Raw genomic sequence first — 25,997 nt, 5'->3', positions numbered from 1 at the left:
TGTAGGTTTTTTGTGCCAAAGGCTTGATTGTTTGTTAGTGTAAATAAAACTACTAAAACACTGTTCCTATGAAAAAATTAAGGCTGTCTTTACAAGACAGCCTCTTTTATTAGTCTTTTTTAGTATCCTGATAGCCAAGCAAAAATGCCTTGATGTAATCATCCAGATCACCGTCCAACACATTTTGAACATCCGTACGCTCAACACCGGTACGGGCATCTTTAATCAGCTTATAAGGATGTAAAACATAATTTCTTATCTGAGAGCCAAAGTCAATACGCATCTTACCAGCCTCCACTTTGTCACGCTCAGCATTACGCTTCTCCAGTTCCATTTGGTAAAGCCTGGACTTCAACATTTTCATGGCAAGTTCCCTGTTGGCCAGCTGAGAACGCTCCACCTGGCAAACCACCACAATACCTGTTGGTTTATGGGTAAGTTGTACTTTGGTTTCTACTTTGTTTACGTTCTGTCCACCAGCACCGCCAGATCTTGAAGTATGTAACTCCACATCTCCAGGGTTGATGTCGATTTCTATTTCATCATCAATGACAGGAGATACGTAAACAGAACCAAAAGAAGTATGCCTTCTACCTCCTGAATCGAATGGGGAAATTCTCACTAAACGATGCACCCCTATCTCGGACTTTAACTTTCCGTAAGCAAATGGGCCTTCAAATTCCAAAGTGGCCGATTTAATGCCCGCCACATCACCTTGCTGGTAGTTGACCTGCTTTACCTTATAACCTTCGCGCTCACCCCACATAATATACATGCGGTTGAGTATATCGCACCAGTCCTGGCTTTCAGTGCCACCAGCACCGGGGTTGATCTCCATCAATGCACCAAACTGGTCTTCTTCACCGCTGAGCATCTTTTTGAACTCAAGATCTTCAATGGCCTTCTCTGTTTTGGCGTATTCCTTATTAATCTCCTCTTCACTCACTTCATCCATTTCATAGAATTCGTTGAGCGTTTCAAGATCAGCATACAGGCCTTGAACTTCCGTAAAGCTGTCGGTCCATACTTTTTTAAGCCGTAAATTTTTTAAGATTTTTTCTGCTTCTTTTGGATCATTCCAAAATTCCGGTTGCGCAGTTACAAGCTCCTCTTCTTGTACCTCTGCAAGCTTCCTGTCGTAGTCAAAGGTACCTCCTCAAAGCCTCTACTCGGGCTTTCAAGTCTTTCAACTCGTCTGTAGTCATGTGTAGTTTTTTAAAATTTGGGCAAAACTAACGAAAGCACAGCTATGATACTTGGGATTGGTTTAGAATAAATTGGAATCAGATATTAGATGTGGATATGGCAATTAACTATATTTAAGATGTTCTGTAACTTAAAACAATTTAATGCAATTTATACTTCTGACCATTTCCCTTTTATTTCAATCAGACTGGAATCAAGCCAGACGCATTGATCCAATTCGCTTTAAGGAAAACATAGAATTAAAATCCTATGAGATATCCAAATCATTTAAGTTGAATAAATTTGAATATATTTTAATTGGAAAAAATAGACCTCAAAATATTGAGAATGAAGGATTTAGAATGATGTATATTAGAATTGATTCCTCTTTAGAAAATCGTTCAAAAATATATATTTCTAAGCCTAAAGGTGAAGCCTATGTCTACAATCCTTATTTTTTTGAGTTCTTAGATGGCGAGAAATTAATAATAATTGAAGAAGGTTATGAATTCATGTCAGGCATTGACATCTACAGACTAACAAATGGCAAGATTGACTTTTTGGGTTATGTACCTGTTTCCGGACCAAATAGAAATTCCGTAATCGAACATGTTAAAGTTGAGAAGCTAAAAAATGAATATAACCTCTCCTTTTCAGGGCAAATAGAATATGAAGTTGCTTCTGATAATATAATTGACGGATCAACACTCTCCGTTTCCATTATTAATGATCAACTTAGTATAAAGTTGACAAAATGAAAGAACAGATAAAAGAAATAAAGCCAGGTTTTGGATTAGGTAATATCAAATTTGGAATGACAAAAGATCAGGTGCGCATGTTATTGGGCGCGCCCGATGAAAATGAAACTTTCTCCTATACAGGTGATGGCCTAAACATGACCGAGTCATGGGACTATTATGATTTTGATATTTCATTAAATTTTGATGAAGACGATCACTGGAAATTGGTGATGATCTCAGCAAATTCTGATTTCTATACTTTAGATGGAGCATCTCTCATCGGGCAAACTGTAGAACAGATATCTGCCTATCTCGATAAGCAAAAGGCAGAGTATGAGTTAGAAGATTGTTCTTCTATTGACTCCCCTGACCACAAGCTGATAGAAGTTGATTCGTTATCTATTAATTTTTGGTTTAATGGTGGAGTGTTGGATGAAATTCAGTGGTCGCCACAGTTTCTGGATGATGATACTATTAAGTGGCCGTAATACTATTAAACCTTCAAGGTCTATCTACAAGTAGCAAGTAGACCTTGAAGGTTTAGTGTTGAGATACACCAATAAGGAAAAAAGTACGTCATTCCGGTTTATGAGGAACGAGCAATACCGGAATACTGGATTAACTCCCTATCAAAGTCTGATTAACTGTTCTACACTATGCATAGTTACGGTGCACAGGGGTATACACAATTCTTAAATTTCCTATATTTGCACTGTGACCAAGGAAAATAAATACAGCTACATTCTTGAGATAAAACGAAGAATTTCAAAAGAAATGCCTCGGATAATTAAGGAAATACGTGTTTATGAAAACAAGGTAAAAAAGGGGCAGGTTAATAAAAATCCTCAAGTGTCACCTCAATTTAATGGATAAACCTGTCCTAACGATAATTGCCGGCTGCAATGGATCAGGTAAATCATCCTTCTCAAGCGCATTGTCTCCGCCTGAAATCCCTCCATTTGACTATGACAAAGAGTTTCTAAATTTTTATAGAAAGGAGCCAGATTCTGAATTAAAGGAGAGAATTTGTCATAATAAAGCGAAGGCGGTACTAAAGAATTTGGTGGAAAAATCAATTGCAAACCAAACAAGCTTTACCTATGAAACCAACTTCAATTCAACTCCTTTATATTGGCCTGAAAAGTTTAGAAAGGCGGAATTTGGATTAAGGCTCTTTTACTTCTGTCTAAATTCCACAGAAGAAGCTAAAAGACGCGTCCAAATCAGAGTCGAAAACGGAGGGCATTATGTACCAGACAATGAAGTAGTGAAAAGGTATTATGAGGGTTACCACAATCTTAACCTGCATTGGAGGTATTTTGATGAAACATTCCTTTTCGAAACGAGTGCCTATAAATCTGAGCCACAGCACATAATTTCTATAATTGACCAAACCGTGGAAATAGAGGCGCCTATTCCTGAATATTTGATAAGTCTAATTCCTTTTATCCTAAAATAAAATTACTCTTCAGATATAAAAGCAGAGTTGATATTGTAACCAACAGTTAGTTTTGATCAAGTTTTGTTAGAGACAACTTCAACAGAATAAAACCTTCAAAGTTTAATGACTTCCGAGGTAAAACCTCCTAGGTTTATCTGCAATTAGAAAATAAACCTAGGAGGTTTGCTTTCAAGCTCCCATCAATGTTACTGTAATAGTTCTGCCACTGGCATAGTTTCGATGCTCGCATAAATATACGCCTTGCCAGGTGCCTGTCAGCAATCGTCCATTCTGGATTGGAAGACTCACCGAGCTCCCTAATAGTGAAGCTTTAATATGTGCTGGCATGTCATCAGGTCCTTCTAAGGTATGTTTGTAATATGGAGCATTCTCAGGCACCATCTTGTTAAAGTGACTTTCAAAATCTACCCTTACGGTGGGGTCTGCATTTTCGTTAACAGTCAGTCCTGCCGAGGTGTGATGAATAAAAATATGGGCTATGCCTGCTTTAAAATTCCGCAGCTGTGGTGTATTCACTTCAACGTCCCGTTCAATGAGATGAAACCCTCTGGGATATGGTTTTAGTGTAAACGTAATTTGCTCTACCTGCATAAGAATGTTTTTATATTCTCTTTAAAGTTAAGTCAGTTAAAATATTCTTTTAGTTTAGCGAGACTTAATTACTACACCAAATGATTGAGCTGATAGACCAGAATTTTGAATTACATGCCACTCAAATACCCGGAGCAACTCCCAGTATGACAATCATGAATTCAGAAAATGTAGTTGCAGTGGATAGTGGCCTGTCTTGTGATACATTCAATATAATATTTATCAAAAATGGTTTAGCAATAACCCAAGCTGAATTGGATGATACTATCAAGCATTACAGAAATAAGGACTTTGACTTTTGTATTTGGGTCAATGCTGATAACCTAACTGATAACCTGAAAGAAATCTTTAAATCTGTGAATGTCTCCCACCAAAATGAAGAAGTTGGGATGGTGTTGGATTTAAGTCAATACGAAGCAATTCATTCTGACCGTCATAACGATATAGTTTTAGTTCAGGATGTAAAAACACTAAATGACTATGCGAATGTAATAGCAGCCAATTGGAGCCCACCTGATAGAAATGTAAACTCCTATTACGAAAAAACCACCAATAGCTATTTAGAAAATTCCAAAGGTGTGATGTTGTTCGTGTATTATGATGGTCAACAACCATTAGCCACCGTGGAGCTGTTTCCATCTGATGATTCAACCATTGGAATATATGGGTTAGCAACACTTGAAGACGCAAGAGGAAAAGGAATTGGATCGGCCCTAATGACAAAGTGCTTAAATATATCAAAAACCTTAGGCTATAAAAATGTTGTGCTTCAAGCATCAGAGGCTGGTATTGGTATTTATAAAAAATTAGGATTTGAAAGCTTTACTACTTACCATGAGTATGCATAGAATAGAGTAAATGTCGGTCCCTGACATTTTCTTAATTCAAATTTCGCTAACTTATCTTTCAATCAATATCCAGATCTTGAAGAGCACACTTCGCCATATTATTATTCTTGCTATTATTGGAACTGCCATGTTTTCATGTCACCTTTTTCCTGAGACTGTGACACGGCCAATACCTGATATTGAATCTGGCCCAATTAGTTTAGATTTTGATTACTCCAATAGCATTACCAAATCAGGTTGGATAAGGTTCATGGATTTATCAGAAGGCATCATTGATTATGAATGGAATTTTGGTTTTCAAGAAAATGGAGAGCCTGTAAAATCCTACACCGGGGCACCAAAAGTGAGATTTCCTTCTAATGGCAGCTACAATGTGATGTTGGTTGGTATTAGTTATGAAGGAGATACATTAACTGTTACAAAGGCAGTGATCGTGAGTAACTATTAGCTCAACTACAGCATTTCCAAAGTAAATTTTCTTCCATCTATTTTTACCTTGTTGCCCGCCAGCAACTTGGTAATTAAACTGGTTGCTATAAGGCCTCCCGTTATCATCAGCGTTTGTTCACTTGGCTCAAAGCCATCTCCATTAACTATCCCTTGATTAAAAAGGTCTATGGAAAAGAAAAAGATAGCAGCCCTTGAAGTTGCGGCAGATACAACAGCAGCGGCATTTTTCTTTCTGTTAAAAGCTTTTATTGTCTCTATCTCTGAAACATGTATATCGTAGAATCTAAACTTAATAAGTTCACCTTCAAACCCCAGAACAAGCTGATTGTAGTAAAAATCTTCCCCTTTAAGTTTAAATTTCAGATGGTCTCCTTGTTGATAGGTGGCGATAATCTTGCCTCTTTTCTTAATCACCAATCGTGACTGAGCACGACCCAGCTGAACCGCACAAAGAAGAATCAATATGGCTAATATGACTGAGCGCATTGTCTCCTTTAAGTTATAGAAAAGTGTTGTTTAAGCATGCAAATAATTCAACGAAGAATATCCATAATAATTACCATAACCCTACAACAGAAACATAAATGGTTCATTTTATTAACCGCAGGGAACGCGGAGGATCGCAGAGTAGACTTTACAATGAATAAAGCCTATAATTTTATTTGCACTCTGTGTGGCTCTGTGGACTCAGTGGTTAATTCTTTTTAAACAAAAAGAGCTGTCCAAATGGGCAGCTCTTTTAAAAACAATTGCCTGTGAAAACAATTTATAGCTTAGTGATCCAATTAAATCGATCTTCTATTTTTCCTAATTTCATATTGTCAAGCTCTGCCAATACTTTGTTAGAGAATTCCCTGGTCTCTACAGGAGGCAATTCAAAATCTTCATCTTTATAACCTATCTGCTGAATATGCGCAATGGTAGCTGCAGTACCTGCACCAAAAGCTTCCTGTAATTTACCGGCTCTTGCGGCAGCCACAACCTCAGCCACTTCCACTTTTCGTTCTTCTACTTCCATACCCCAGTCTCTGGCTATAGCCAATACACTGTTTCTGGTTATTCCATTAAGGATAGTATCTCCCAAAGCAGGGGTTATCAGTTTGCCATCAATTACAAACATGATGTTCATGGTACCTGACTCCTCAATGTATTTATGCTCTTTTCCGTCAGTCCAAACCAATTGGTCATAACCTTTGTCCTGAGCCAATTTTGCAGGGTAAATTGCCGGGCCATAGTTACAGCCTGTTTTGCAATATCCGCTGCCACCTTCTACTGCCCTTACATAATGATCTTCAATTTTAACTTTCACCGGCTTGGCATAATATGCGCCTACAGGGCAAGTGATAATCATAAACTTAAAGTTCAAAGAAGGTCTGATACCGATATAATCATCATTTGAGAAAATAAATGGCCTGATGTATAAAGAAGTGCCTTCAACATCTGGCACCCATTCGCTATCAATTTCTAAAAGTGCTTTCAGTCCTTCGTAATATATATCTGCCGGAAGCTGAGGCATACACATACGCCCAGCAGAAATATTTAAACGCTCGAAATTCTTATCGGCCCTGAATATATTAACAATGCCATCTTCAGTTTTAAAAGCCTTTAGACCCTCAAATACAGATATTCCATAATGCAATGCCGGACTCGCAGGGCTAATTTGCATCATTTCATAAGGCTCAATTCTTGCATTTTTCCACTCACCATCAATATAGTCGGCCGTGAACATATGATCAGAATATGTCTTACCAAATTGTATATTCTTAAAATCAACCTGGCTGATCTTAGATTGGGCTATTTTCTTTACCGAAATGTTTAATGTCTCTGTCATACTTGGTGTTTTTAAAGTAACTAACGAGCGTTAGGATTGCAAAATTACTAAAATATTGACAGTAGAAAAACGTTTGGTTATTTTCTAGAAATCCAAGGTGTTTCGGGCGCCTTAAGTTCCGCAGTCATTTTTCTACTTAAAACAAATAAATAATCTGAAAGTCGATTTAAATACTTAATAATCAATTCGTCAACCTCCGCTTGCTCAGATAATAAAATTACTAATCTTTCTGCCCTTCTGCACACACACCTGGCAATATGACAAAAAGAAACTGATTGATGTCCACCAGGTAAAATGAAGTTTTTCATAGGTTCCAGTGACAGTTCCATGTCATCTATCTGCTCTTCAAGAAATGAAATATCCCCTTCTTGTAGCTTCGGAAGCTTCACTTTGGTATTGCCCGGTTCTGTGGCCAATATAGATCCCAGTGTAAATAACCTGTCCTGTACCTCGACCAACACATCGTGACGATGTTCGTTGCATGGTTGATCCCTCAACAAACCGATATAACTGTTTAATTCATCAACAGTTCCATAAGCATTGATACGATCATGGGATTTTGACACGCGGGTTCCCCCAAATAAGGCCGTTGTGCCTTTATCTCCTGTCTTAGTGTAAACTTTCATTCTTTAAGAATCAGAAACGGCAGCTTTTTGTTCAGCAGCACGGGTCACATTCTTGTTGATCTCATCCGTTTCAACAAGTCCGTCACGCAGCCTTATAATTCGGTGTGCGTAATGAGCTATGTCATCTTCGTGTGTTACCATAATTATAGTATTGCCTGCATCATGCAGTTGTTGGAACAGATCCATGATATCATAAGAAGTCTTAGAGTCAAGGTTACCAGTCGGCTCATCCGCAAGGATAATACTTGGGTTATTCACCAAAGCCCTTGCTATGGCCACCCTCTGTCTCTGCCCCCCTGAAAGCTCATTAGGCTTGTGATCTGAACGATCACCAAGGCCAACATTTTCTAAAGCTTGTAAAGCAATTTCATCACGCTCTGACTTGCCATAACCCGCATAAATTAGAGGCAGTGCCACATTTTCCAATGCTGAAGCACGAGGTAGTAAGTTAAAAGTCTGAAATACAAATCCGATTTCCTTATTTCTAATGACCGCTAGTTCATTCTCAGATAGCTCACTTACATTATTATTATTCAAAACATAAGTTCCGTTTGTAGGCGTATCTAAGCAACCGATGATGTTCATGAGTGTGGATTTTCCAGAACCCGATGGCCCCATAAAAGCAACATACTCGCCTTTATCTATATTGATTGAAACTGATTTAAGCGCCTCCACCGTCTGGTTACCCATTTTGTAAATCTTGGCTATTTCTGAAGTTTCAATAATTCTACCCATGAATGTGAATGTTTAATAATCAAAAGTAATGCTTCTAATCAAAGAACGGAAAGAAAGTGCTTTGATAATAAGCTATTTACTTAAACGGTGATTATTAAAGCCAAGTGTCAAAAGTTCAATTTTAAATTAACCCAAATTGCGCAATAGACGCAATTTGCCTTTAGGCTGACGAAAGCAAAGCTTTGTCAGGGTTAAATCCTGACATAAAATCCTTTTTAAAGGATTTTTTCGTCAGCTAAGCAATAGAATTTTTTATTATTCAATTTCGGATTAAAACAGGGTCTTTCGAACTGATTTCTTTCTCTGATTGCAAATGCTTAAGCGTACTTTCCACAACAAAATCGTCCTTAAGAATTCTTGTATGCCCAAGACCTGATGTCCGTATTAGTTTAGCATTATCATGCTTTGCCATTAGCACTTTAGGACTATCAAGTGACACTTCCCGATCATCCTGATCGTGGATGAGCAACAAGTCAATATGCTTTATTAGATGGATGTTCTGCTTGGCAGAAAATTCTTCAAATGAACACCCAAACATTTGCTCAATGTGATTATTGAAATAAGGCATTGCCAATTCCGTAGCCCCTATTTTCTTTCTGAACTCAGACATTATTTCATCTGCTATAGCTGGGCTGCTGATCATAACCAGTTTATTCGTAACCACACCTTTAATAATGGCATGCATACTGGCCACTCCACCCAATGAATGTCCAATAATCATTTCAAATCCATTGTATCTCTCACTCAATTGGGCAATAACATCAGCAAATTTGAGAATGTGGGAGCTGCCACCATCCGACTTGCCATGCCCAGGCGCATCAAACGCCACTACCTTATATCCGGCTTCATTAAAGGTCTGGATGAATTTTCTAAACTGTGTGCCACGACCCATCCATCCATGAACCATTAAAACTGGTTTACCATCGCCCCATTCATAAACCAGCACTTTCTTACTTTCATAGCTGATATTATAAGTTGTAGCCATTTCCGCAGCTTCAATTTCACCATGAGGAAATTTATACTTAGCGGTAGAAAAGAAGATTTTAACAAACCATCTCTTTGCCAGCCAAGGTGCTACTGCCTCCACAATTGGGTATGTTGAAGCAATGATTCTTAACGGGAGTGGGGTTTTAATTTTTCTCTGTTTCATAGGATTACTATTTAAAGACCAATCGGTCTGTTTTTAAGCAAATAAAAAGGTCAGGTGGTTTTAAATATTGATAAATCTGCCACTGGCACCTTCAAAATATTTTGGTTGAAATGATTCTTTATATACGATACGGCAAAATCAAGGCAATTATTATCATCCTCTACCCGCGACATGATGATGGCACCTTCCAAGGTGGAAATCATCATTGCTGCCGTTTGTTCAACATTAATGTCACTTTTAAACTCTCCGGCTGCAATGCCTTCATTAAGTTTAATTTCAACGTATCTCTTCAGCCCTTTGATTCCCTTCTTGGCCTTTTCCTTTAGTTCAGGATGTGTGTTAGTGGCATCCATGGCCGTATTAAATATTGGGCAACCTCCACCCTGCACTATCGGGTCATCAATAAATGAAACAAAAACATCTATCAGGCTAAAAAGCTTCTCAGTAGGCGAATTTGCAGTGCTCAGTACTTGCTGAAATCTGTCCAAAACCCTCTGATAGTTATAATTGAAAGCCTCGATGGCTATCTCGTCCTTGTTTTTGAAGTGGTTATAAATACCGCCCTTTTTCAGTTGAGTAGCCTCCATAATATGACTTAATGAACACGCATGATACCCGTAGGTATTGAACAATGCTGCTGATTGCTGTATAATTCTATCTCGTGTACTAATTTTAGCCATAAACCGACCGGTTGGTCTCAAATGTAAAGATAAATGTTGAAAATCCAAAACACTACAATTGATAAGATACTGTTTCAAAGGTGAAGTCAGAGGTGTTATAGGTTCTTTCCACAAAGGTTACTTTATCATTTTTATCCACCAGAAGTACCGTAGAGCATCTTGATCCATAGCGATCACTCTTAATAAACAAAGGTGATAGCATTTTTTCCCGTTCGTAACCAACACCTGTATCCGGCAACTGATTATCGGCCGCTGTTTGATCATCATATAACAATTCAAAAAGCTGATCAACGTCTATTTCATCCTGATTCATAACAGCTTTAAGGTTTTCGGTTCCTTTAGCAACTTTTGGCCATTGAGTATCAAGTAAAGCATTACTCAAACCATGTATGCCTGATTCTATTTTGTGAACACCTTTTTGATAATTGCCATAGTAGTGTAAATTATTCCAGTCTCCGCAGATGATATTAAACCCATTATACAGCTCCCCTTTTGCTGATATGCCTTTTAAATATTCCTTACCATCAATATTGCTGTTTTTTAAGAAATCAGAGACAAGATGACCGCGACTCGGAGCATCGCTCTTAATATTTTTAATATCTCTATAATTTGTCAAAAGGCTTAGCCTTCCCTGTTTTGTGATTCCAAGCCAGGTTCCTCCAGCCTCTAAATCTCGTCCCGCCAGAATATCAGGATGCTCCTCCCAGTAATCAGCGGGTTTGGTTGGTCTCTCATAAAACTCATCCCTATTAGCGGCCACAATGAGTTTATATTTTGGATGTGCATTACGAGCAAAAAGAATCAGACACATATAAGTTAATTAGGTCCGACAAATTTATGACTCTTATTGATTTTGATCCAAATCAAACAAAGTAAGTTGATCAGGCAACTGACGAAATGATTTTCTATGATAATCTGTCAACCCAATTTCTGCTATAGCCAAACGGTGAGTTTTTGTAGGGTAGCCCTTATTTTTCTGCCATTGATAATGTGGAAATTCAATTGACAATTTTTCCATATACTCATCCCTAAATGTTTTTGCCAAAATGGAAGCAGCAGCTATTGAAAGGTATTTGCCATCACCTTTAATAATACACTCAAAAGGTATCTCATTATGAGGTTTGTATCTATTACCATCGATCAGCAATAATTCAGGCTGAGCCTTTAGTTTCTCAACGGACCTATTCATAGCTAAAAATGAAGCGTTAAGAATATTCACTTCATCTATTTCATGATTATCTACAAACGTAACAGCCCAGGCCACTGCATCCGCAATAATGTCCTCCTTCAGCAGGAGGCGTTGCTTTTCTGATAACTTTTTAGAGTCATTTAAAAGTTGGTGGCTATAATCTGGTGGCAAAATAACTGCAGCAGCCACAACAGGGCCTGCAAGACAGCCACGTCCGGCTTCATCGCAGCCAGCCTCAATCAGGTTCTCAGAAAAAGATGATAATAACATTTAGCAAATCTAAAATTGTACAGCACAAATCGAAAATAAGTTAGTACATGTCGAAACTTTAAACACATACATAAAAGTTATAGTAGTTTTGCGCCCATGAATTCTAAGAACAACCCCTGGACAACTTTAAAATCGACATTGAAATACGACAACCCATGGATTGAGGTGGTAGAACACGATGTGATCAATCCCGGTGGCGGTAAAGGCATTTATGGTAAGGTTCATTTTAAAAATCAGGCTATAGGTGTTATTCCTATTGATGATGAAGGCAACACCTGGCTGGTAGGCCAGTATAGATATACGCTCGATCAATTTTCATGGGAGATGCCTGAAGGTGGTGCCCCTTATGGTGAAGATGCGCTGGAAACTGCCAAGAGGGAATTGAAAGAGGAAACCGGGCTCACTGCCACCTCATTTGAGCCAATACTTACTATGCATAATTCAAATTCTGTAACTGATGAAATTGCCCATATTTTTTTGGCAACTGGATTGACCCAAGGTGAAGCCGAGCTTGAAGAGTCAGAATCGGATATGGTAATAAAAAAACTGCCCTTTTCAGAAGCATTGGACATGGTAATGAAAGGGGAAATCACAGATAGTATGACCGTAGCAGGTTTTTTAAAAGCTTCAATAATTATGAAAATCAAATAATGATTTCTTGTTCCAACTTTTTGGTTTAGATAAAATCATTTACAGAATTATATTAAACGCAAACCGGACGACATTTTTACTCAACAGCGCCCATGATCTTTGCGCACGAACTTTAAAGGAATAAATGAAAGGGCTAAAACCTGTATGAATTAACTGAAGTAGAGCATAACTAAATCAAATGATCTGAATATAAAATAGTTCAAAAAAAATACTGCCCTTTGTAGCTGCAATATCCAAATGTCGAAACAAAATTATACCGAACATTTAAAGAAGAATTTCTTTCTGGCATACCCTGTAATGCTCAGTCAGCTTGGTCACATGATGGTGGGCGTGGCTGACAGTGTGATGGTAGGTAGGTTAGGCGCTGTGCCGTTGGCAGGTTCTTCTCTAGCCAATGTGATTTTTCATATTACGCTAATGTTTGGCATTGGAGTCTCCTATGCCATAACACCTTTAGTAGCTGCCGCTGACGGTGAGGGCAATGTCAACAAGTCAGCCGACTTTCTGAGACATGCCATAGTCATCAATGTGATTACTGGGTTTCTGCTATTTGCAATTGTAAAAATTGCAAATCCGGCACTTGCCCACATGGACCAACCGGAAGATGTGGTGGTTTTGGCCATTCCATATCTTAATATAATCACCTTCTCGCTTGTTCCGCTGCTGATATTCCAAACCTTCAGACAGTTTGCTGAAGGGCTTTCCAATACAAAACAGGCCATGATAATTGTTATTGCTTCCAATCTGGTCAACGTGGCCCTTAATTATGTGCTCATTTATGGAAAGATGGGGTTTGATGCCTATGGCCTTTTAGGTGCCGGATATGCATCATTTATTTCCCGGATAATACTGGCCGCATGGATGGCTTTATATATTTATTATGGTAAGCGGTTTTCTCCTTATCGTTTGGGTTTTGCAATAACTAACTACAGCAAGGCAATATTTAAGAAAATGCTCGGTATAGGTTTGCCAGCTGGCTTTCAAATGATTTTTGAAGTTAGTGCTTTTGGTTGTGCTGTGATAATGATCGGCTGGTTAGGCGCAGAGGCATTGGCGGCACATCAAATTGCTATTAATCTGGCAGCCATAAGCTATATGATGGCCACAGGCCTTTCATCTGCCGCCACTGTTAGGGTTGGCAATCAATTAGGGCTAAAAGACATACCCACACTGCGGGCCGCTGCTTTTACATTATATGGCATGGTAATCATTTTTATGGGCGTTTGTGCTACTTTATTTATTGTAGGACGCTACTATTTGCCTTCGCTCTATATCGAAAATGATAATGTTATAGAAATTGCTTCAACACTGCTGATTATTGCAGGATTTTTTCAGCTATCAGATGGGGTTCAGGTACTAAGTTTGGGAGCGCTCAGAGGCTTGGAAGATGTCAAAATACCTACTTTAATGACATTTATTGCCTATTGGGTATTAGCACTCCCAATAGGCTATACCCTGGGGTTTGTATATGATATGGGTGCACAAGGGGTTTGGTACGGTTTGCTGATAGGATTAACCATTGTGGCCATTTTTATGCTCTGGAGATTTAACCTTCTGACCAAAAGGATGTTATCAGCCTAACAAGTGTCAGTAATAAATTAATAACCTATCTTTGCATCGATGAATCAAAGTCAGGCCATAACAATCTATCAGCCAATGCTCCAGAGTATTGCACAGCGTATGCTGGGCTCTATTGCTGATGCCGAAGATATCGTGCAGGACACTTTACTGAAATGGCTTACTATTGACAAGGAGAAGATCAGCAATACAAAGGCTTACTTGATCAAATCGGTTACTAACAATTGCATCAATCATCTGAATGCCATTAAACGTAAAAAAGATGAATGTATTGAGTCAATAAACCCTAAAGAACTTATTGATTGGTACAGAGAAAAGGAATTGTTCCATTTTGATTTTGAAAATGAGCTATCTAGTGCTTTGAATGTAATTCATAAAAAGCTAGAGCCATTAGAAAAAAGTGTCTACGTCCTTCGTGAGTTTTTTGGTGTTGAATATGATGAGTTACAGGTTTTATTTAACAAGAAAAAGGATAATTGTCGTAAGTTATTCAGCAGAGCAAAAGATAAGTTGAATCAAGAAACTTCAAAAATCAAGGACGAAATATCAAACACTTCCTTTTTTGAATCCTTCAAAAACGCCTGTCATTTGGACAATCCTTCAGAGCTAATACAGCACTTTATGGAAGAGCTCCAGACCAAACCAGAAAAAAAATAAACTTTTTTTGTCACAAATGCTTATATTGTTTGTCCTCATAAATGAGAGAGTGCAAGCTTTATCATTTTATCAAAATAACTGAACTTAAAAATTATGGCTGTTATACTAACATTTTTCATAGCCCATTGGTATTTATCGTTGTTCTTTCAGACCTTCTTTTTGCATCGTTATGCATCGCACAAGGCATTTACAATGAACAAAACATGGGAAAAAATATTCTTTGTGCTGACTTGGCTATTTCAAGGATCTAACTACCTGAGCGCCTATGGATATGGAATTATGCACCGCATGCACCATGCCTATGCAGATACCCCAAACGACCCGCATTCACCAAAATATGACGAAAGTCTGTTTAAAATGATGTGGAAGACCAAGACCATTTATTCTGCCATCACCAGCAAAAAAATGAAAGTTGATGAGCGTTTTACAGAAGGTGTTCCTGAATGGACAGCATTTGACACATTTGCCCGTTCTTGGGTATCAAGAGTACTCTGGGGTGCTGTTTATGTTGCTATTTACTGGCAGTTTGCTACCGTTTGGTGGTTATGGCTATTGTTACCCATGCAGTTTTTATTATCGCCTATCCATGGAGCTATCATCAACTGGTTCGCACATAAATACGGCTATAGAAACTTTGAAGTAGGAGATACTTCAAGAAATTTCCTACCTGTGGACTTTTTAATGATGGGAGAAAGCTATCATAACAACCACCACAAACATGGCAGTCGTGCTAACTTTGGTGGATTTAGATGGCATGAAATTGACCCTACTTATCAGGTGATTAAAGTATTAAACAAAGTGGGCATCATCAAACTGGTAAAACAAAAAGAAGTGCAGCTTGAAACAGTTCAAAAAGCTGCCTAGAAAAGTCTTATAACCGACTAAACCATATATTTATTAAAAGCCTCGCAACTAAATGCGGGGCTTTTTAGTTTGGTTGATATGAATTTAAAAACCTCTTCGAAACCATCTGTAATTAATGAAGTTCATTGGGAAAATGGTCTTACTTATGATGAGTACCAACAGTTAATTGATAGCCTGCTGAAAATAAATCAAACTACTGGTAATAATCATTCTGAAAAACAACTCGCCTACACCCGGCTTAATGTGCAAAGAATGAACAAATGGGATAAAATCACCAAGCTAAGTGCTGATCTGATAGAGGCTGCAGAAAAAATTGATAGTTCTCAGAAGTGGTTAATACTAACTGAAGCATGGTGTGGTGATGCAGCCCAGAACTTGCCAGCCATTCAGAAGATTGCTGATTTAAATGATAAAATAGAAGTAAGGTATCTGTTGAGAGATGAGAATCTGGATGTTATGGACGCCTACCTAACAAATGGTGGAAGATCAATCCCTAAGCTCATTATTCTTGATGTTGAATTTAATGAATTAGCCAATTGGGGGCCAAGGCCAGCTCCTGCCCAACAAATACTCAAGGATTACAAAAAGAATGAATCTGTTAACTACGATGAATTCTCTGTTAATCTGCATACCTGGTACGCTAAGGATAAGGGCAAAACTTTGCAATCAGAGTTTACCTTGTTACTCTCAGGATTGAGCTAAACTAGAACTATCTGACTCGGATTTTATATTCTTGCACAAGGCCATGCTTGTCAATAGACCTACTAAGGCAAAAATTGACAAAATTAGAAACACATTCTGATGGCCTATAACTCCTGGGTCTTTATCAAGAACATAGCCCATTAAAGGGCTCATAAATACATCTGGTGTAAAGCCAATAAAAGATATAATACCGACCGCTGTACCTGTAGCTGCCAATGGCACTTTTATGCGTTGCACTACGGCAAAGTAAATTCCTCTTATACCATAAACGCCAATAAGGGTTGTGGTCAATACTGAAATGGCCAACCATACAGGATGGCTAATGGCTCCTTGATAAACAAGAAGTCCACCAAAAATCATTATGGCAAAACACCATGCGATTACTTTCACAGGATCAAATTTATCTGCTGCTAACCCAGCTAGAATGGCAAATACAGGTCGCATCCATAATGCAAAGGTTCCTACCCCTGCTGCTGACACTTCATCAAAGCCCAGCACTTCATGCGCGTACAAAGAATAGTCATCCGTGATTTTATAACCCACATAAGCACAAACTATAATAACAGCCTGCATCCAGATGGTCGGCATTTTCATGAGATTAAACACCCCATCCAGAGTCGGCTTGAATTGCTCAGTGGATTTTACAATTTGCCTTGGCACAGTAAACCAAACAAATGCTCCTGTTATAAAAGTAATTAATGAAGTAGCAATCAATACCATCTGATAAGATTCTACTCTATGCTGATCATAATTTTCTGCAACCTGAGAGGAGATGGCTGAGTCAAACAGTAAAACAGCAAATGTACCAATAGCCGCAGCTGTCAACCCCCTCCCTCCTTCGAGAAACCCAAATGCTTTTCCCTGACTATCACCACCCCATTCCCTTGTAGCTCTTATCAATGCTGCCCACAACAAAAAAATGGTAGTAAAGCCCCAAAATCCATACAAAATATACAGCAGTGCAACAGTAGGGTAAATGGTTATGACAATTCCACCAAGTCCGGTTAGCCATAGTGCAAATGCTATTAAATTGCGGGGCGAATATTTATCTGCCAACGGCCCTCCAAAAAAATAGGATGCCATGGCTACTATGCCATATACTGAAAAGCAAGTGCCCAATTCCAGATTTGAAATTTGAAAGACTTCAAGCAAAGTAGGTCTGAAAATCCTAGGGATTACAAAGGGTAAAAAGAAGATTACCTCACCAGCAAAAATCAGTGCTATTAGTGTTAATATGCTTCTTTTGGACTCATTAGCGTTTGACATGTAGCTTTTAAATTACAAATTATTTACTGCTTTGTTGCCCGTTGAAGTTATAATCAAACAGTGCTCAATTTATTTTTATTAATGCAGTGTTAAGGTATACTAACAATTCAAACTTTTTCATACATTCACCCCATCAAATTGCATGAGCAACGATGATACATCCAAAGACAGAGCTCCGCTTCATCAATGATGAAATAGGCTACGGGGTAGTAGCCACAGATTTCATCCCCGCAGGCACCATTACCTGGGTTTTAGACAAATTAGACAGAGAATTTACTCCTTTAGAAGTTGACGGTATGGATCAACTTTACAAAGACATTATGGAGGTATATTCTTACAGAAACAGGGCAGGTAATTATATCCTTTGCTGGGATAATGGCCGCTTTGTTAACCATAGCTTCAATTCCAATTGCTTCACTACTGCCTATGATTTTGAAATCGCTTTGCGAGATATTTATCCAGGTGAGCAGCTGACGGATGACTATGGTTATTTAAATATCTCTGAGCCATTTAGGGCAGCGCCAGAAGGTACTAAAAGGAAAGTAGTTTATCCTGATGATTTAGTGCGTTATGGTAAAGTTTGGGATAAGAAACTGCTGGGACCTTTTAAAAGAATTCCAAAAGTTGATCAACCATTAAGAACATTAATATCGCGTGAAAAATGGGATATGATTCATCACATCTCTGCCGGTAAAATGGAAATGGAGTCGCTACTCACACTATATTACCCTCAAAACGGAAGACAGATGGTAGGTTGATGTAAAGTCTTATATTAAAGAATAATTACTATCTTGAAGAATGAAAAACCTTGCCGGCAGGACAGTAGAATATTCTAAAACAACTATTACAGAATTAATGATACCTTCCTATGCTAATTTTGGCGGGAAGATTCATGGCGGTATACTATTATCACTTATAGATAAAGTAGCGTATGCCTGTGCCAGCAAGCACGCTGGCAATTATTGTGTCACAGTTTCTGTAGATGGAGTTGAATTTCTACAGCCTGTAGAAGTGGGCGATCTCGTTTCACTCCATGCTTCAGTAAACTATGTGGGCAATACCTCGCTGGTTGTGGGCATTAAGGTAATTGCCGAAAATGTTAAGGAAGGTAGCGTAAAACATACCAATACCTCCTACGTCACAATGGTGTCAAAAGGTGACGACAATAAACCTACAAAGGTACCACCACTTATTCTTGACAAGCCTGTAGAGGTAAGAAGATTTTTTGAGGCAATGAGAAGAAAAGAGCTCAATAAATCATTTAATGAAAAAATGGACGAAACCAAATCTCAACTGGATTTAGAAAAAGCTGTCCAGACTTTACAAGCCCAACGTTGTATCATCAGACTAGATTAAAATCAATAAACCATTTATGAACACTAAACTTTTAACACTTCTATTATTGATCCTGTTTTTTTCAACAGCCCAGGCTCAACATAATTATCCGACCATTCTGTCAATGCAAGAAAGAGCAAGAGTGATTGATGAAATTCTCGAAGAACGGCTGCAGACCATTTTACCTCCGATAATGAGGAAGGAAGGTATTGATATGTGGCTGGTCATTTCAAGGGAATATAATGAAGACCCAGTAATTAAGACGATGCTACCTGCTACTTGGTTAGCTGCACGAAGAAGAACCATCCTTGTTATGTACGATCAAGGTGAAGGCAAGCCGTTAGAAACTTTGGCCGTTGCCAGATATGATGTTGGAACAGGGTTTAAAAGTGCGTGGGATAAAGAAAAGCAGCCCAACCAATGGCAAAGGCTTGTTGAAATTATCAACGAACGTAACCCTAAGAAAATAGGTATTAACATGTCAACTGACTGGGCTCATGCCGATGGTTTGGTAGTTACAGATTATGAAGAACTTAAAGCCGCTTTAGGTAAAAAGAATAGTACTAAGCTGGTAAGTGCTGAAAAAGTGGCCGTTGGTTGGTTAGAAACCCGTTCAGCCAGAGAAATGGCCATTTACCCACAGATAGTAAGAATAGCACATGAAATAATTGATGAAGCCTTTTCAGGTAGTGTCATCCATCCGGGCATTACCACAACAGATGATGTGGTTTGGTGGATGCGCGAGAAGATCAGGGAATTGAAATTGACTACGTGGTTTCATCCAAGTGTATCGGTGCAGAGAGGTGATAGTGAGTCCTTCGATCATTTAAGGTCATTTTCTAAAAGACCGGAGAAAAATGTGATTATGCCCGGGGATTTGCTGCACTGCGACTTTGGTATCACATACCTAAGACTTAATACAGATACCCAGCAACACGCCTATATTTTAAGACCCGGAGAAACTGAAGCACCAGAATATCTAAAAGTTGCATTTAAAAATGGAAACAGACTCCAGGACATTTTTACCAATAATTTCAAAGAAGGAAAGACCGGAAATCAGGTTTTGAAAGAATCCAGGGAAGCTGCCATTGCTGAAGGAATAAAGCCATCCATTTATACACACCCTATCGGTTATCATGGCCATGCAGCCGGGACTACTTTAGGCATGTGGGATTCACAGGGTGGCGTGCCAGGAGATGGTGACTATCCTCTACACTTGAACACGGCCTATAGTATCGAATTAAACGCTTCAACATTTATTAAGGAATGGGATAAGGAAATCAGGATAATGCTTGAAGAAGATGCCTATTTTGATAAGGATGGTGTTCGCTATATTGATGGACGACAAACAGAAATACTTCTTATTCCAAGAGTATCTAAAATAAATACTGACTGACAAAAAAAGGCCAGTTATGACAATCATAACTGGCCTTCAAATCTTCCAAAGTTATCTATTCTATCAAAATTCTCTGATTCAATAACTCTATTCCTTTTTGATTCTTCACTTTCACCAGATATTGCCCCATTGGCAACTTAGAAACATTCACGGCTCCATCTTCATTGATAAAAATGTGGCTCATTTTCTGACCCGACATATTGAATATTTCTACCTTAATATTTTTTCTATTCTCACTATCAAGAACATTTAAGAAATCACTTGTTGGGTTTGGAAATAACACCAATCCATTGGTTGGCTCATCAGTTCCAAGTATAATAAGCTGTTTAACAGTGATTATGCCTTGATCTACCAAAGCCTCAATGTTAATATCCTTATCTTTTTGTTCTTGCCCTATCGTAATGTCCAGAAAGGAAGCTTCATCCATTGGGTAGCCTGGGTATTGAATGTCAACATTATATTCACCTGGCTCAACCCCTGCTAAGCTAAATTCTCCATTGCTATTGGTATAAATGTAATACGCTAAATCTCCTGTCCCTTCAGTTCTTCCTGTCCTGCGTCCTCTTCTCAATGAAACACCTGCTCCGTTAACTCTGCCTCGCGCCTCGGTTCTTCCTCCATCAGGTATTTCCTCCTCTAAGTAACCAGAGAATGTTCCATTAAAGGTAACTGGATCTGAAGGATTAGTGTAGAATACTGAAACCATATCAATTGTCTCATTGCCTTCTAATTTCAGTGTATCGGCATCAGCCCAAAATACAGTTTGAGTAAAGTAAGTTGGGATAGCACCCGGATGTGTAAGTGTATCGACAATACCAACAAGTACATAGTCTGATAACACAACATCATTAAAAGCATATGCTCCAGCTCCTGATATTGCTGCTATATCTAGCGTATCATATCCCCCCGAATTCTGAATTTCTAACAACTGAACCTCACCCACTGTGGCTGGATCAGTTTCATTTATTTTTAGCGTACCTGTTATTGATGCTGTAGCCAGCGTTGTTTTTGTAGCTGAGGTTAGTGTTAAACCTTCCAATCCAGGTGTTGTTGAAGTAGCCTCACAGTAATAAACTCCCATATTTGTACGATTTAGTGAAGCGATATTAATGGTGTTGATGGTTCCAATTGCGAATAAAAAACCATCTTTAACCCACTTATATACATTGTTGGCCCCGTCAAGCGCAAAAGAGAATGACACAGCTGTACCGGCTGGTAGTTTTTGATCCAAAGGGGCATCGTCCGTGCTTTGATTTCCTATTGTTACTTTGGAAAGATCACTCAACTGTTCAAAATCACCAAAATCAAGCTTATTGTTTGATAAATCAACTGATGTCAGCGTGCTGATAGTTGAAAAATCACCTTGAATATCATCTATTTGGTTGCCACTTAAATCAGCAGTAACAAGAGCACTCAGGTTGCCAAATTGAGCCGGAATGGCTCCATCTAAGTTATTTCCAGGCAATGCCAGGTTAGTAACATTTTCAGCTGTGGCTGTGACACCAAACCATGTGTCTAAATCACCTGTCTTCCAATTAGTTTTATCCGTCCAACCATCGCCATTGGTAGCATCGTAAAAAGCAACCAGTGCCAATGAGTCGGCTTCCAGTCCTGAAGCATTATTTAGTCTACTAAGGAAAACCCTTGTTGCTGCATAAGCACCGCCAATAACGACATCTTTATCGCCATCACCGTCCAAATCCCCTACTTGGGGGGCAGAATAACCATCCCCAACACCTAAAGCATTATCACTGTCAAGAGTGAAATTAGCGGCTCCATCGTTGATAAAAAGTTGATTGTTACTAAAGTATGAAGATGCAATCAAATCAACATCTCCGTCTATATCCATATCAGCTAAGGTAACCAAATAACTACCACCGGTTGGAACATTTTGTAAAGCATCAGTCAAATAGCCCGAACCGTTGTTAAGCAAAACATAACTTTCCCCTTGATACCCTTCATAACTACTTACTGCTAAAACGTCTATATCACCATCTCCATCCAAATCTGCCATATGAATATCTTCGATATCTACATAAGGCCCAGACAATGATATCACCTGCCCTAATGAAAGATTGCCTATACCATCATTATCTAAAATTTGTACCCCATAGCTCTCATTTGCCAAAGCCACATCAATAAAAGTATCCCCATCCAAATCACCTAGAGCAAGTCTTTCAGAACTGGCAGAAGATAAGTTAACATTAGCCCTTTGGGAAAATCCCAAGGCACCGTCATTAATAAAAGACTTAACATAATATATGCTGCTTTCCCTTACCACAGTCACTATATCCAAATCTCCATCATTATCCAAGTCTCCAAGCTCAATACCGTAAGGCTCAAATATTCCTGAACCTATGGCTGAATGATAACTAAAAATACCGCCTGTATTCGTCCAAATTTCGAGTCCTCTTAAAACCCCATAATCTTCATCAAAAATCCTGATCATGTCACTATCTCCGTCACCATCCAAATCTCCCAATAACTGTTGCTCTGTCTGGTCTTCGAAATCCTGGCCAATAGTAAAATCCATTCCATTGCCAGGATTTAACCATATTCTTGAACTTCCACCCTGAACAATGTCCAAATCCCCATCCCCGTCTACATCGGACAGGTCTATATCATAAGAATAAGAGATATTAAGAACATCGGTTGGGTCTTGCACAAAAGTCAATGAACCCTGGTTTTCCAATACTGCCACATTATTGGTTACAATGAGGAAGTCAGGATCACCATCTGTATCAAAATCGCCCGGCAGTAAGGCCCCAACATATTCACCAACGTTGCTAAACCCTCCAACACCATCTCCTAAGTAAAAAAATGCGGAATCTGACTCATCATTATAAATAAGGTCATCAAAGCCATCTGCATTTAAATCAACACTAAATATATCATCTGGATAGCTAGCATTAGGGGGCGTTAATGCTGATTGTACAACAAAGTTTCCTAAACCGTCATTCAAAAATGGGACAATTTGACTATCAGGATATAAAGAATAAGTAACCACAACATCGGCATCACCATCATTATCAAAGTCTCCGATAGCTGCACTTTCCAAATAACTTGAAATAAGTGAATGAGTACCTGCATCGGCAAAATTTCCAAAACCATCATTCTCCAATATTCTTATGCCATTGTTATAACTGACATCAGCGCCTTGATAAACAATATCTATGTCTGTATCCCCATCTACATCTGCTAAAGCCAAAGGAGCATCCGTGCCACTATATGGCCCTGAAAATGGAGCACCTGGGGCTGCTTCAAATGAGAAAGCATTATTAATAAATACATGTATGCCTGTTCCATACTCGTCTTGCATGACCAAATCAGCATCCCCATCCCCATCAAGATCTGCAACCAAGAAGTCATCTTCATCAATCTCAACTGGGATTGTAGCCGTCTGCTCAGAGAAATTGCCAGACCCATCATTCAGCCAAATGCTCAAAGTTGGTGTATATCCATATTGACCATATTCCAACAACAAGTCATTGTCGCCATCGCTATCAAAATCTGCCAAAAAACTAGCCCCAATAAAACCAAAATCCCCTATTACTAATTCCGATTGGGTGAAAGTTCTGTCACCATTGTTGGAAAACAATATTGGGTTACCCAGGTAAGTAACATATACAATGTCTATGTCTGCATCCCCATCTACTAAACCGAAGTGTACATTTTGTGAATAAGGAAGGCCAAGTTGCTGGACTTCGTTAAAAAATATGGTTTGCGCCTCCGTTCGTTGTGCCAATTTCCGCTTGCCCTTATTTAGGGAACCAGCCTTTATCTTTTCAATAAATTTCTTCGGAGGTCGTTTTTGTTCCTGGGCCTGAGCTGAAGTACTTACAACCACGCCAAGTGCAAGAGCCACAGCCCAATGCTTAAAGCTTAATTTGATATTAAAATCAGTTCTTCTCCCAATTTCCGCTAGCTGACGTTCGAGCTTCTTCAGGCGTTCTACAGCAGTATATCGCTTTCTTTTCGTAAGTTGTTGGAAATTGCCTTCTTCAACACCCTTTAAAAATCGGGTTGAAAGCTTCTGATGCTTGGCTTTAAGCCGTCTGAGTAAAAACTGATTTAAGCTGTTCATATCATTTTTGCAAAGCGTAACTTCCTCTTAATTGCTCATTACAATTAGTTCAATTTTATTCGTTGATTCAATACCCACGTTCGGGTATAATTTAATTTGCAACAACTTCCTTTTCGTCCCTTTCGGGTTTGGCCCAAAATACTTCCTTCTCGGTAATCACCGATGTCTTGTGCATCTGCTTACTGTGATTCAAAATATTAGGCCTCATTAATCCGGGCAAAACTTTCAAATCAAAGAGTTCTTCTACAGAAGTATTGTATAATATATGCCCACATGGCTGACCTGTAGGAATGTATATCACACTTATGCCACACACTACGGAACTTTTAGCTACAGGTGCTTCATTAAAAAGCGAACTGTTTGGCCTTAATTTGGAAGTTGCAACAAAAAGATAATCCCCTATTCTGTCCATGCCACGAACAAAACCATTAAGTTTTGTAACCACATCATACTTACCATCCGCCAGATTTACCTTAACTACTTCACCTGTAGCAGAAAGAAGCATCCATAACCCATCCTTATAAATCCTTGGGGAATGGGGCACCGGCAAGGCGTCACCTATAATTTCGTTGGAATCAACATCCATTAAAATACCACCAGTAAGCATCTTTTCTTTCCACTCCCTGGCACTATCACCCGTGCCCAATGCTGTTACATATTTAGGTTTCCCACTCTCATCAACGGCCAACCCATTCAGGTGACACCTGTCTTCTGGTTTTAATTCGGTAACGAAGTGTGGCTTCCAGATATCAGTAAAGCTGAAGTCGGCATTGAACTTTGACAAACAGCTAAAAAGGGTATTTACGCCTACAAGCCCATCATTAGTAAAGCTTATATCATGCAAGTCGAGTACTCCGGTGTGATAGGTCACTCTAGGAATAAACAAGCTATCATAAGTATTTGGGTTTGCAGGATAGTTGGAAGCCATACCTGCAGAATTGGCAGTTATAATCAATTCATCTCTTGTAGCCACAGCCCATTGACCATTATGCAGTGCCATACCCATGGGTTTATCAAAATTTCTTGGTAGCTGAATAAGTTGATTCTGATCCTTTGGGGAAAAGATAACGACTTTACCCGTCTGGTAAGTGGATATCGCTAATGAACATTTAAGTCCAAGTAAAAGCTCAGGAATATTGGGTGAGTATGTGTAACTAAAAGGAGGTGGAGGGGTCATTATGGTCGGTTAAGTGTAAATACGTTTATTCCTCCAACTGCTGAAGTTCGTCCATAAATAGTTTCATCAAATTCAAAAGAGAAAATCAATTGATTCTCTGTAAGCTCATCTATTGTTAGTTCTAATCCGGAATCTGTAACAATCTGGGTAGCTGTAGCCTCATCTTTAAAATTCCAGCCGTCCGTTGATTCAAAAACAACAGTACCATTGGTGGTGGTGACACCCGTTTCTGAAAACGTCATGGTAAATCCTTGAAATACTTCTGTATAATCCACCTCATCTACAAACACAGAACTAAGGGACCATTGAGAACCAGACGCACCCGAACCTATCAGCAGTGCCGTAACTTTTTGAGCTTCTGTTTGAGCAGGCGGATCATCTCCTTTGTCGCAGGCAACAAATTGCAACATTGCGATTAAAAATAACGAGCTTAGTATTAATTTACCCATGGCATTGATCTTTGGAATAATACCAATGAAAATACTAATTTTTAAGTAATTTCTTACATAAATCTTACCTTAATAAATTAA

At 38.8% G+C, this 25,997-nt stretch carries 27 protein-coding genes; 13 read left to right on the top strand and 14 right to left on the bottom strand.

Going from position 1 to position 25,997, the window contains the following annotated elements; translation table 11 throughout:
• Positions 1-109 precede the first annotated feature (109 nt).
• A protein-coding gene (prfB, locus tag RIB54_RS01900; RefSeq protein WP_350099032.1) for a peptide chain release factor 2 occupies positions 110-1,205 on the bottom strand; the annotation gives its coding sequence in 2 pieces (ribosomal slippage) (positions 110-1,144 and positions 1,146-1,205; 1,095 coding nt in all).
• Between the two features lie 144 nt (positions 1,206-1,349).
• On the opposite strand from prfB, the gene RIB54_RS01895 reads away from it, so the two are divergent.
• From RIB54_RS01895 to RIB54_RS01885, 3 genes are all read left to right on the top strand, one after another.
• Positions 1,350-1,943 (top strand): hypothetical protein, encoded by a 594-nt coding sequence (locus tag RIB54_RS01895; protein WP_350099031.1) that lies wholly within the window; start codon positions 1,350-1,352, stop codon positions 1,941-1,943.
• Entirely contained in the window at positions 1,940-2,413 is a 474-nt protein-coding gene (locus RIB54_RS01890; protein WP_350099030.1) for a hypothetical protein, read from the top strand. The genes RIB54_RS01895 and RIB54_RS01890 overlap by 4 nt, the downstream gene beginning before the upstream one ends.
• A 377-nt stretch (positions 2,414-2,790) precedes the next feature.
• Positions 2,791-3,384 (top strand): ATPase, encoded by a 594-nt coding sequence (locus RIB54_RS01885; RefSeq protein WP_350099029.1) that lies wholly within the window; start codon positions 2,791-2,793, stop codon positions 3,382-3,384.
• A 171-nt stretch (positions 3,385-3,555) separates the two neighbouring features.
• Here RIB54_RS01885 and RIB54_RS01880 read toward each other — a convergent pair whose 3' ends face one another.
• Complete coding sequence (locus RIB54_RS01880; RefSeq protein WP_350099028.1) at positions 3,556-3,978, bottom strand: secondary thiamine-phosphate synthase enzyme YjbQ; 423 nt, start codon at positions 3,976-3,978, stop codon at positions 3,556-3,558.
• A gap of 80 nt (positions 3,979-4,058) precedes the next feature.
• Between RIB54_RS01880 and RIB54_RS01875 the strand changes: the two genes are divergently transcribed.
• Positions 4,059-4,826 carry a GNAT family N-acetyltransferase gene (locus tag RIB54_RS01875; protein WP_350099027.1) on the top strand — a complete coding sequence of 256 codons (768 nt, stop codon included), beginning with the start codon at positions 4,059-4,061 and terminating at the stop codon, positions 4,824-4,826.
• A gap of 76 nt (positions 4,827-4,902) precedes the next feature.
• Positions 4,903-5,274 carry a PKD domain-containing protein gene (locus RIB54_RS01870; protein ID WP_350099026.1) on the top strand — a complete coding sequence of 124 codons (372 nt, stop codon included), beginning with the start codon at positions 4,903-4,905 and terminating at the stop codon, positions 5,272-5,274.
• A gap of 5 nt (positions 5,275-5,279) precedes the next feature.
• Here RIB54_RS01870 and RIB54_RS01865 read toward each other — a convergent pair whose 3' ends face one another.
• The 8 genes from RIB54_RS01865 to rnhB all read right to left on the bottom strand — a co-directional run bounded on the left by RIB54_RS01865 (position 5,280) and on the right by rnhB (position 11,757).
• On the bottom strand, positions 5,280-5,762 hold the full coding sequence (locus tag RIB54_RS01865; RefSeq protein WP_350099025.1) for a hypothetical protein: 483 nt from the start codon (positions 5,760-5,762) through the stop codon (positions 5,280-5,282).
• 280 nt (positions 5,763-6,042) lie between these two features.
• Positions 6,043-7,107, bottom strand: coding sequence for a branched-chain amino acid aminotransferase (locus tag RIB54_RS01860; protein WP_350099024.1), 1,065 nt, complete (start codon positions 7,105-7,107; stop codon positions 6,043-6,045).
• A gap of 77 nt (positions 7,108-7,184) precedes the next feature.
• Positions 7,185-7,733 (bottom strand): cob(I)yrinic acid a,c-diamide adenosyltransferase, encoded by a 549-nt coding sequence (locus RIB54_RS01855; protein WP_350099023.1) that lies wholly within the window; start codon positions 7,731-7,733, stop codon positions 7,185-7,187.
• A 3-nt stretch (positions 7,734-7,736) separates the two neighbouring features.
• The gene (locus tag RIB54_RS01850) at positions 7,737-8,468 is read right to left on the bottom strand and encodes an ABC transporter ATP-binding protein (protein WP_350099022.1); all 732 of its coding nucleotides are present in this window, start codon (positions 8,466-8,468) and stop codon (positions 7,737-7,739) included.
• 259 nt (positions 8,469-8,727) lie between these two features.
• A complete protein-coding gene (locus RIB54_RS01845; protein WP_350099021.1) occupies positions 8,728-9,618 on the bottom strand; it encodes an alpha/beta fold hydrolase in 891 nt (296 codons plus the stop codon).
• Between the two features lie 50 nt (positions 9,619-9,668).
• Entirely contained in the window at positions 9,669-10,298 is a 630-nt protein-coding gene (locus RIB54_RS01840; RefSeq protein ID WP_350063670.1) for a TetR/AcrR family transcriptional regulator, read from the bottom strand.
• A 52-nt stretch (positions 10,299-10,350) separates the two neighbouring features.
• Positions 10,351-11,109 (bottom strand): NRDE family protein, encoded by a 759-nt coding sequence (locus RIB54_RS01835; RefSeq protein WP_350099020.1) that lies wholly within the window; start codon positions 11,107-11,109, stop codon positions 10,351-10,353.
• 33 nt (positions 11,110-11,142) lie between these two features.
• The gene (gene rnhB / locus RIB54_RS01830) at positions 11,143-11,757 is read right to left on the bottom strand and encodes a ribonuclease HII (RefSeq protein WP_350099019.1); all 615 of its coding nucleotides are present in this window, start codon (positions 11,755-11,757) and stop codon (positions 11,143-11,145) included.
• A 96-nt stretch (positions 11,758-11,853) separates the two neighbouring features.
• Between rnhB and RIB54_RS01825 the strand changes: the two genes are divergently transcribed.
• The 5 genes from RIB54_RS01825 to RIB54_RS01805 all read left to right on the top strand — a co-directional run bounded on the left by RIB54_RS01825 (position 11,854) and on the right by RIB54_RS01805 (position 16,209).
• Positions 11,854-12,408 carry an NUDIX domain-containing protein gene (locus tag RIB54_RS01825; RefSeq protein ID WP_350063676.1) on the top strand — a complete coding sequence of 185 codons (555 nt, stop codon included), beginning with the start codon at positions 11,854-11,856 and terminating at the stop codon, positions 12,406-12,408.
• A 237-nt stretch (positions 12,409-12,645) separates the two neighbouring features.
• Entirely contained in the window at positions 12,646-13,989 is a 1,344-nt protein-coding gene (locus RIB54_RS01820; RefSeq protein ID WP_350099018.1) for an MATE family efflux transporter, read from the top strand.
• 39 nt (positions 13,990-14,028) lie between these two features.
• Positions 14,029-14,643, top strand: a complete 615-nt coding sequence (locus RIB54_RS01815) for a sigma-70 family RNA polymerase sigma factor (RefSeq protein WP_350099017.1) — start codon at positions 14,029-14,031, stop codon at positions 14,641-14,643.
• A gap of 93 nt (positions 14,644-14,736) precedes the next feature.
• Positions 14,737-15,507, top strand: a complete 771-nt coding sequence (locus RIB54_RS01810) for an acyl-CoA desaturase (RefSeq protein ID WP_350099016.1) — start codon at positions 14,737-14,739, stop codon at positions 15,505-15,507.
• A 78-nt stretch (positions 15,508-15,585) separates the two neighbouring features.
• The gene (locus RIB54_RS01805) at positions 15,586-16,209 is read left to right on the top strand and encodes a thioredoxin family protein (RefSeq protein WP_350099015.1); all 624 of its coding nucleotides are present in this window, start codon (positions 15,586-15,588) and stop codon (positions 16,207-16,209) included.
• Here the strand turns inward: RIB54_RS01805 and RIB54_RS01800 are convergent.
• Entirely contained in the window at positions 16,195-17,475 is a 1,281-nt protein-coding gene (locus RIB54_RS01800; RefSeq protein WP_350099014.1) for an MFS transporter, read from the bottom strand. The genes RIB54_RS01805 and RIB54_RS01800 overlap by 15 nt on opposite strands.
• Positions 17,476-17,627: 152 nt before the next feature.
• Here RIB54_RS01800 and RIB54_RS01795 point away from each other — a divergent pair, with 152 nt between their 5' ends.
• Genes RIB54_RS01795 through RIB54_RS01785 form a run of 3 tightly spaced genes read left to right on the top strand, consistent with a single transcriptional unit; the run spans position 17,628 to position 20,206 of the window.
• Positions 17,628-18,233 (top strand): SET domain-containing protein, encoded by a 606-nt coding sequence (locus tag RIB54_RS01795; RefSeq protein ID WP_350099013.1) that lies wholly within the window; start codon positions 17,628-17,630, stop codon positions 18,231-18,233.
• 40 nt (positions 18,234-18,273) lie between these two features.
• A complete protein-coding gene (locus tag RIB54_RS01790) occupies positions 18,274-18,831 on the top strand; it encodes an acyl-CoA thioesterase (RefSeq protein ID WP_350063386.1) in 558 nt (185 codons plus the stop codon).
• 16 nt (positions 18,832-18,847) lie between these two features.
• Entirely contained in the window at positions 18,848-20,206 is a 1,359-nt protein-coding gene (locus tag RIB54_RS01785; RefSeq protein ID WP_350099012.1) for a M24 family metallopeptidase, read from the top strand.
• A gap of 55 nt (positions 20,207-20,261) precedes the next feature.
• Here RIB54_RS01785 and RIB54_RS01780 read toward each other — a convergent pair whose 3' ends face one another.
• From RIB54_RS01780 to RIB54_RS01770, 3 genes are all read right to left on the bottom strand, one after another.
• Positions 20,262-24,290: an FG-GAP-like repeat-containing protein gene (locus RIB54_RS01780; protein ID WP_350099011.1), complete on the bottom strand. Its 4,029-nt coding sequence runs from the start codon at positions 24,288-24,290 to the stop codon at positions 20,262-20,264.
• Positions 24,291-24,381: 91 nt separating this feature from the next.
• Positions 24,382-25,467, bottom strand: a complete 1,086-nt coding sequence (locus RIB54_RS01775) for a TIGR03032 family protein (protein WP_350063389.1) — start codon at positions 25,465-25,467, stop codon at positions 24,382-24,384.
• Positions 25,467-25,916 (bottom strand): hypothetical protein, encoded by a 450-nt coding sequence (locus tag RIB54_RS01770; protein WP_350099010.1) that lies wholly within the window; start codon positions 25,914-25,916, stop codon positions 25,467-25,469. Before RIB54_RS01770 ends, RIB54_RS01775 begins: the two co-directional genes overlap by 1 nt.
• Between the last annotated feature and the right edge of the window lie 81 nt (positions 25,917-25,997).

Source organism: Fulvivirga sp. (genome assembly GCF_040218215.1).
Classification (GTDB): Bacteria; Bacteroidota; Bacteroidia; order Cytophagales; family Cyclobacteriaceae; genus Fulvivirga.
This window is presented reverse-complemented; position numbering and strand designations above follow the sequence as displayed.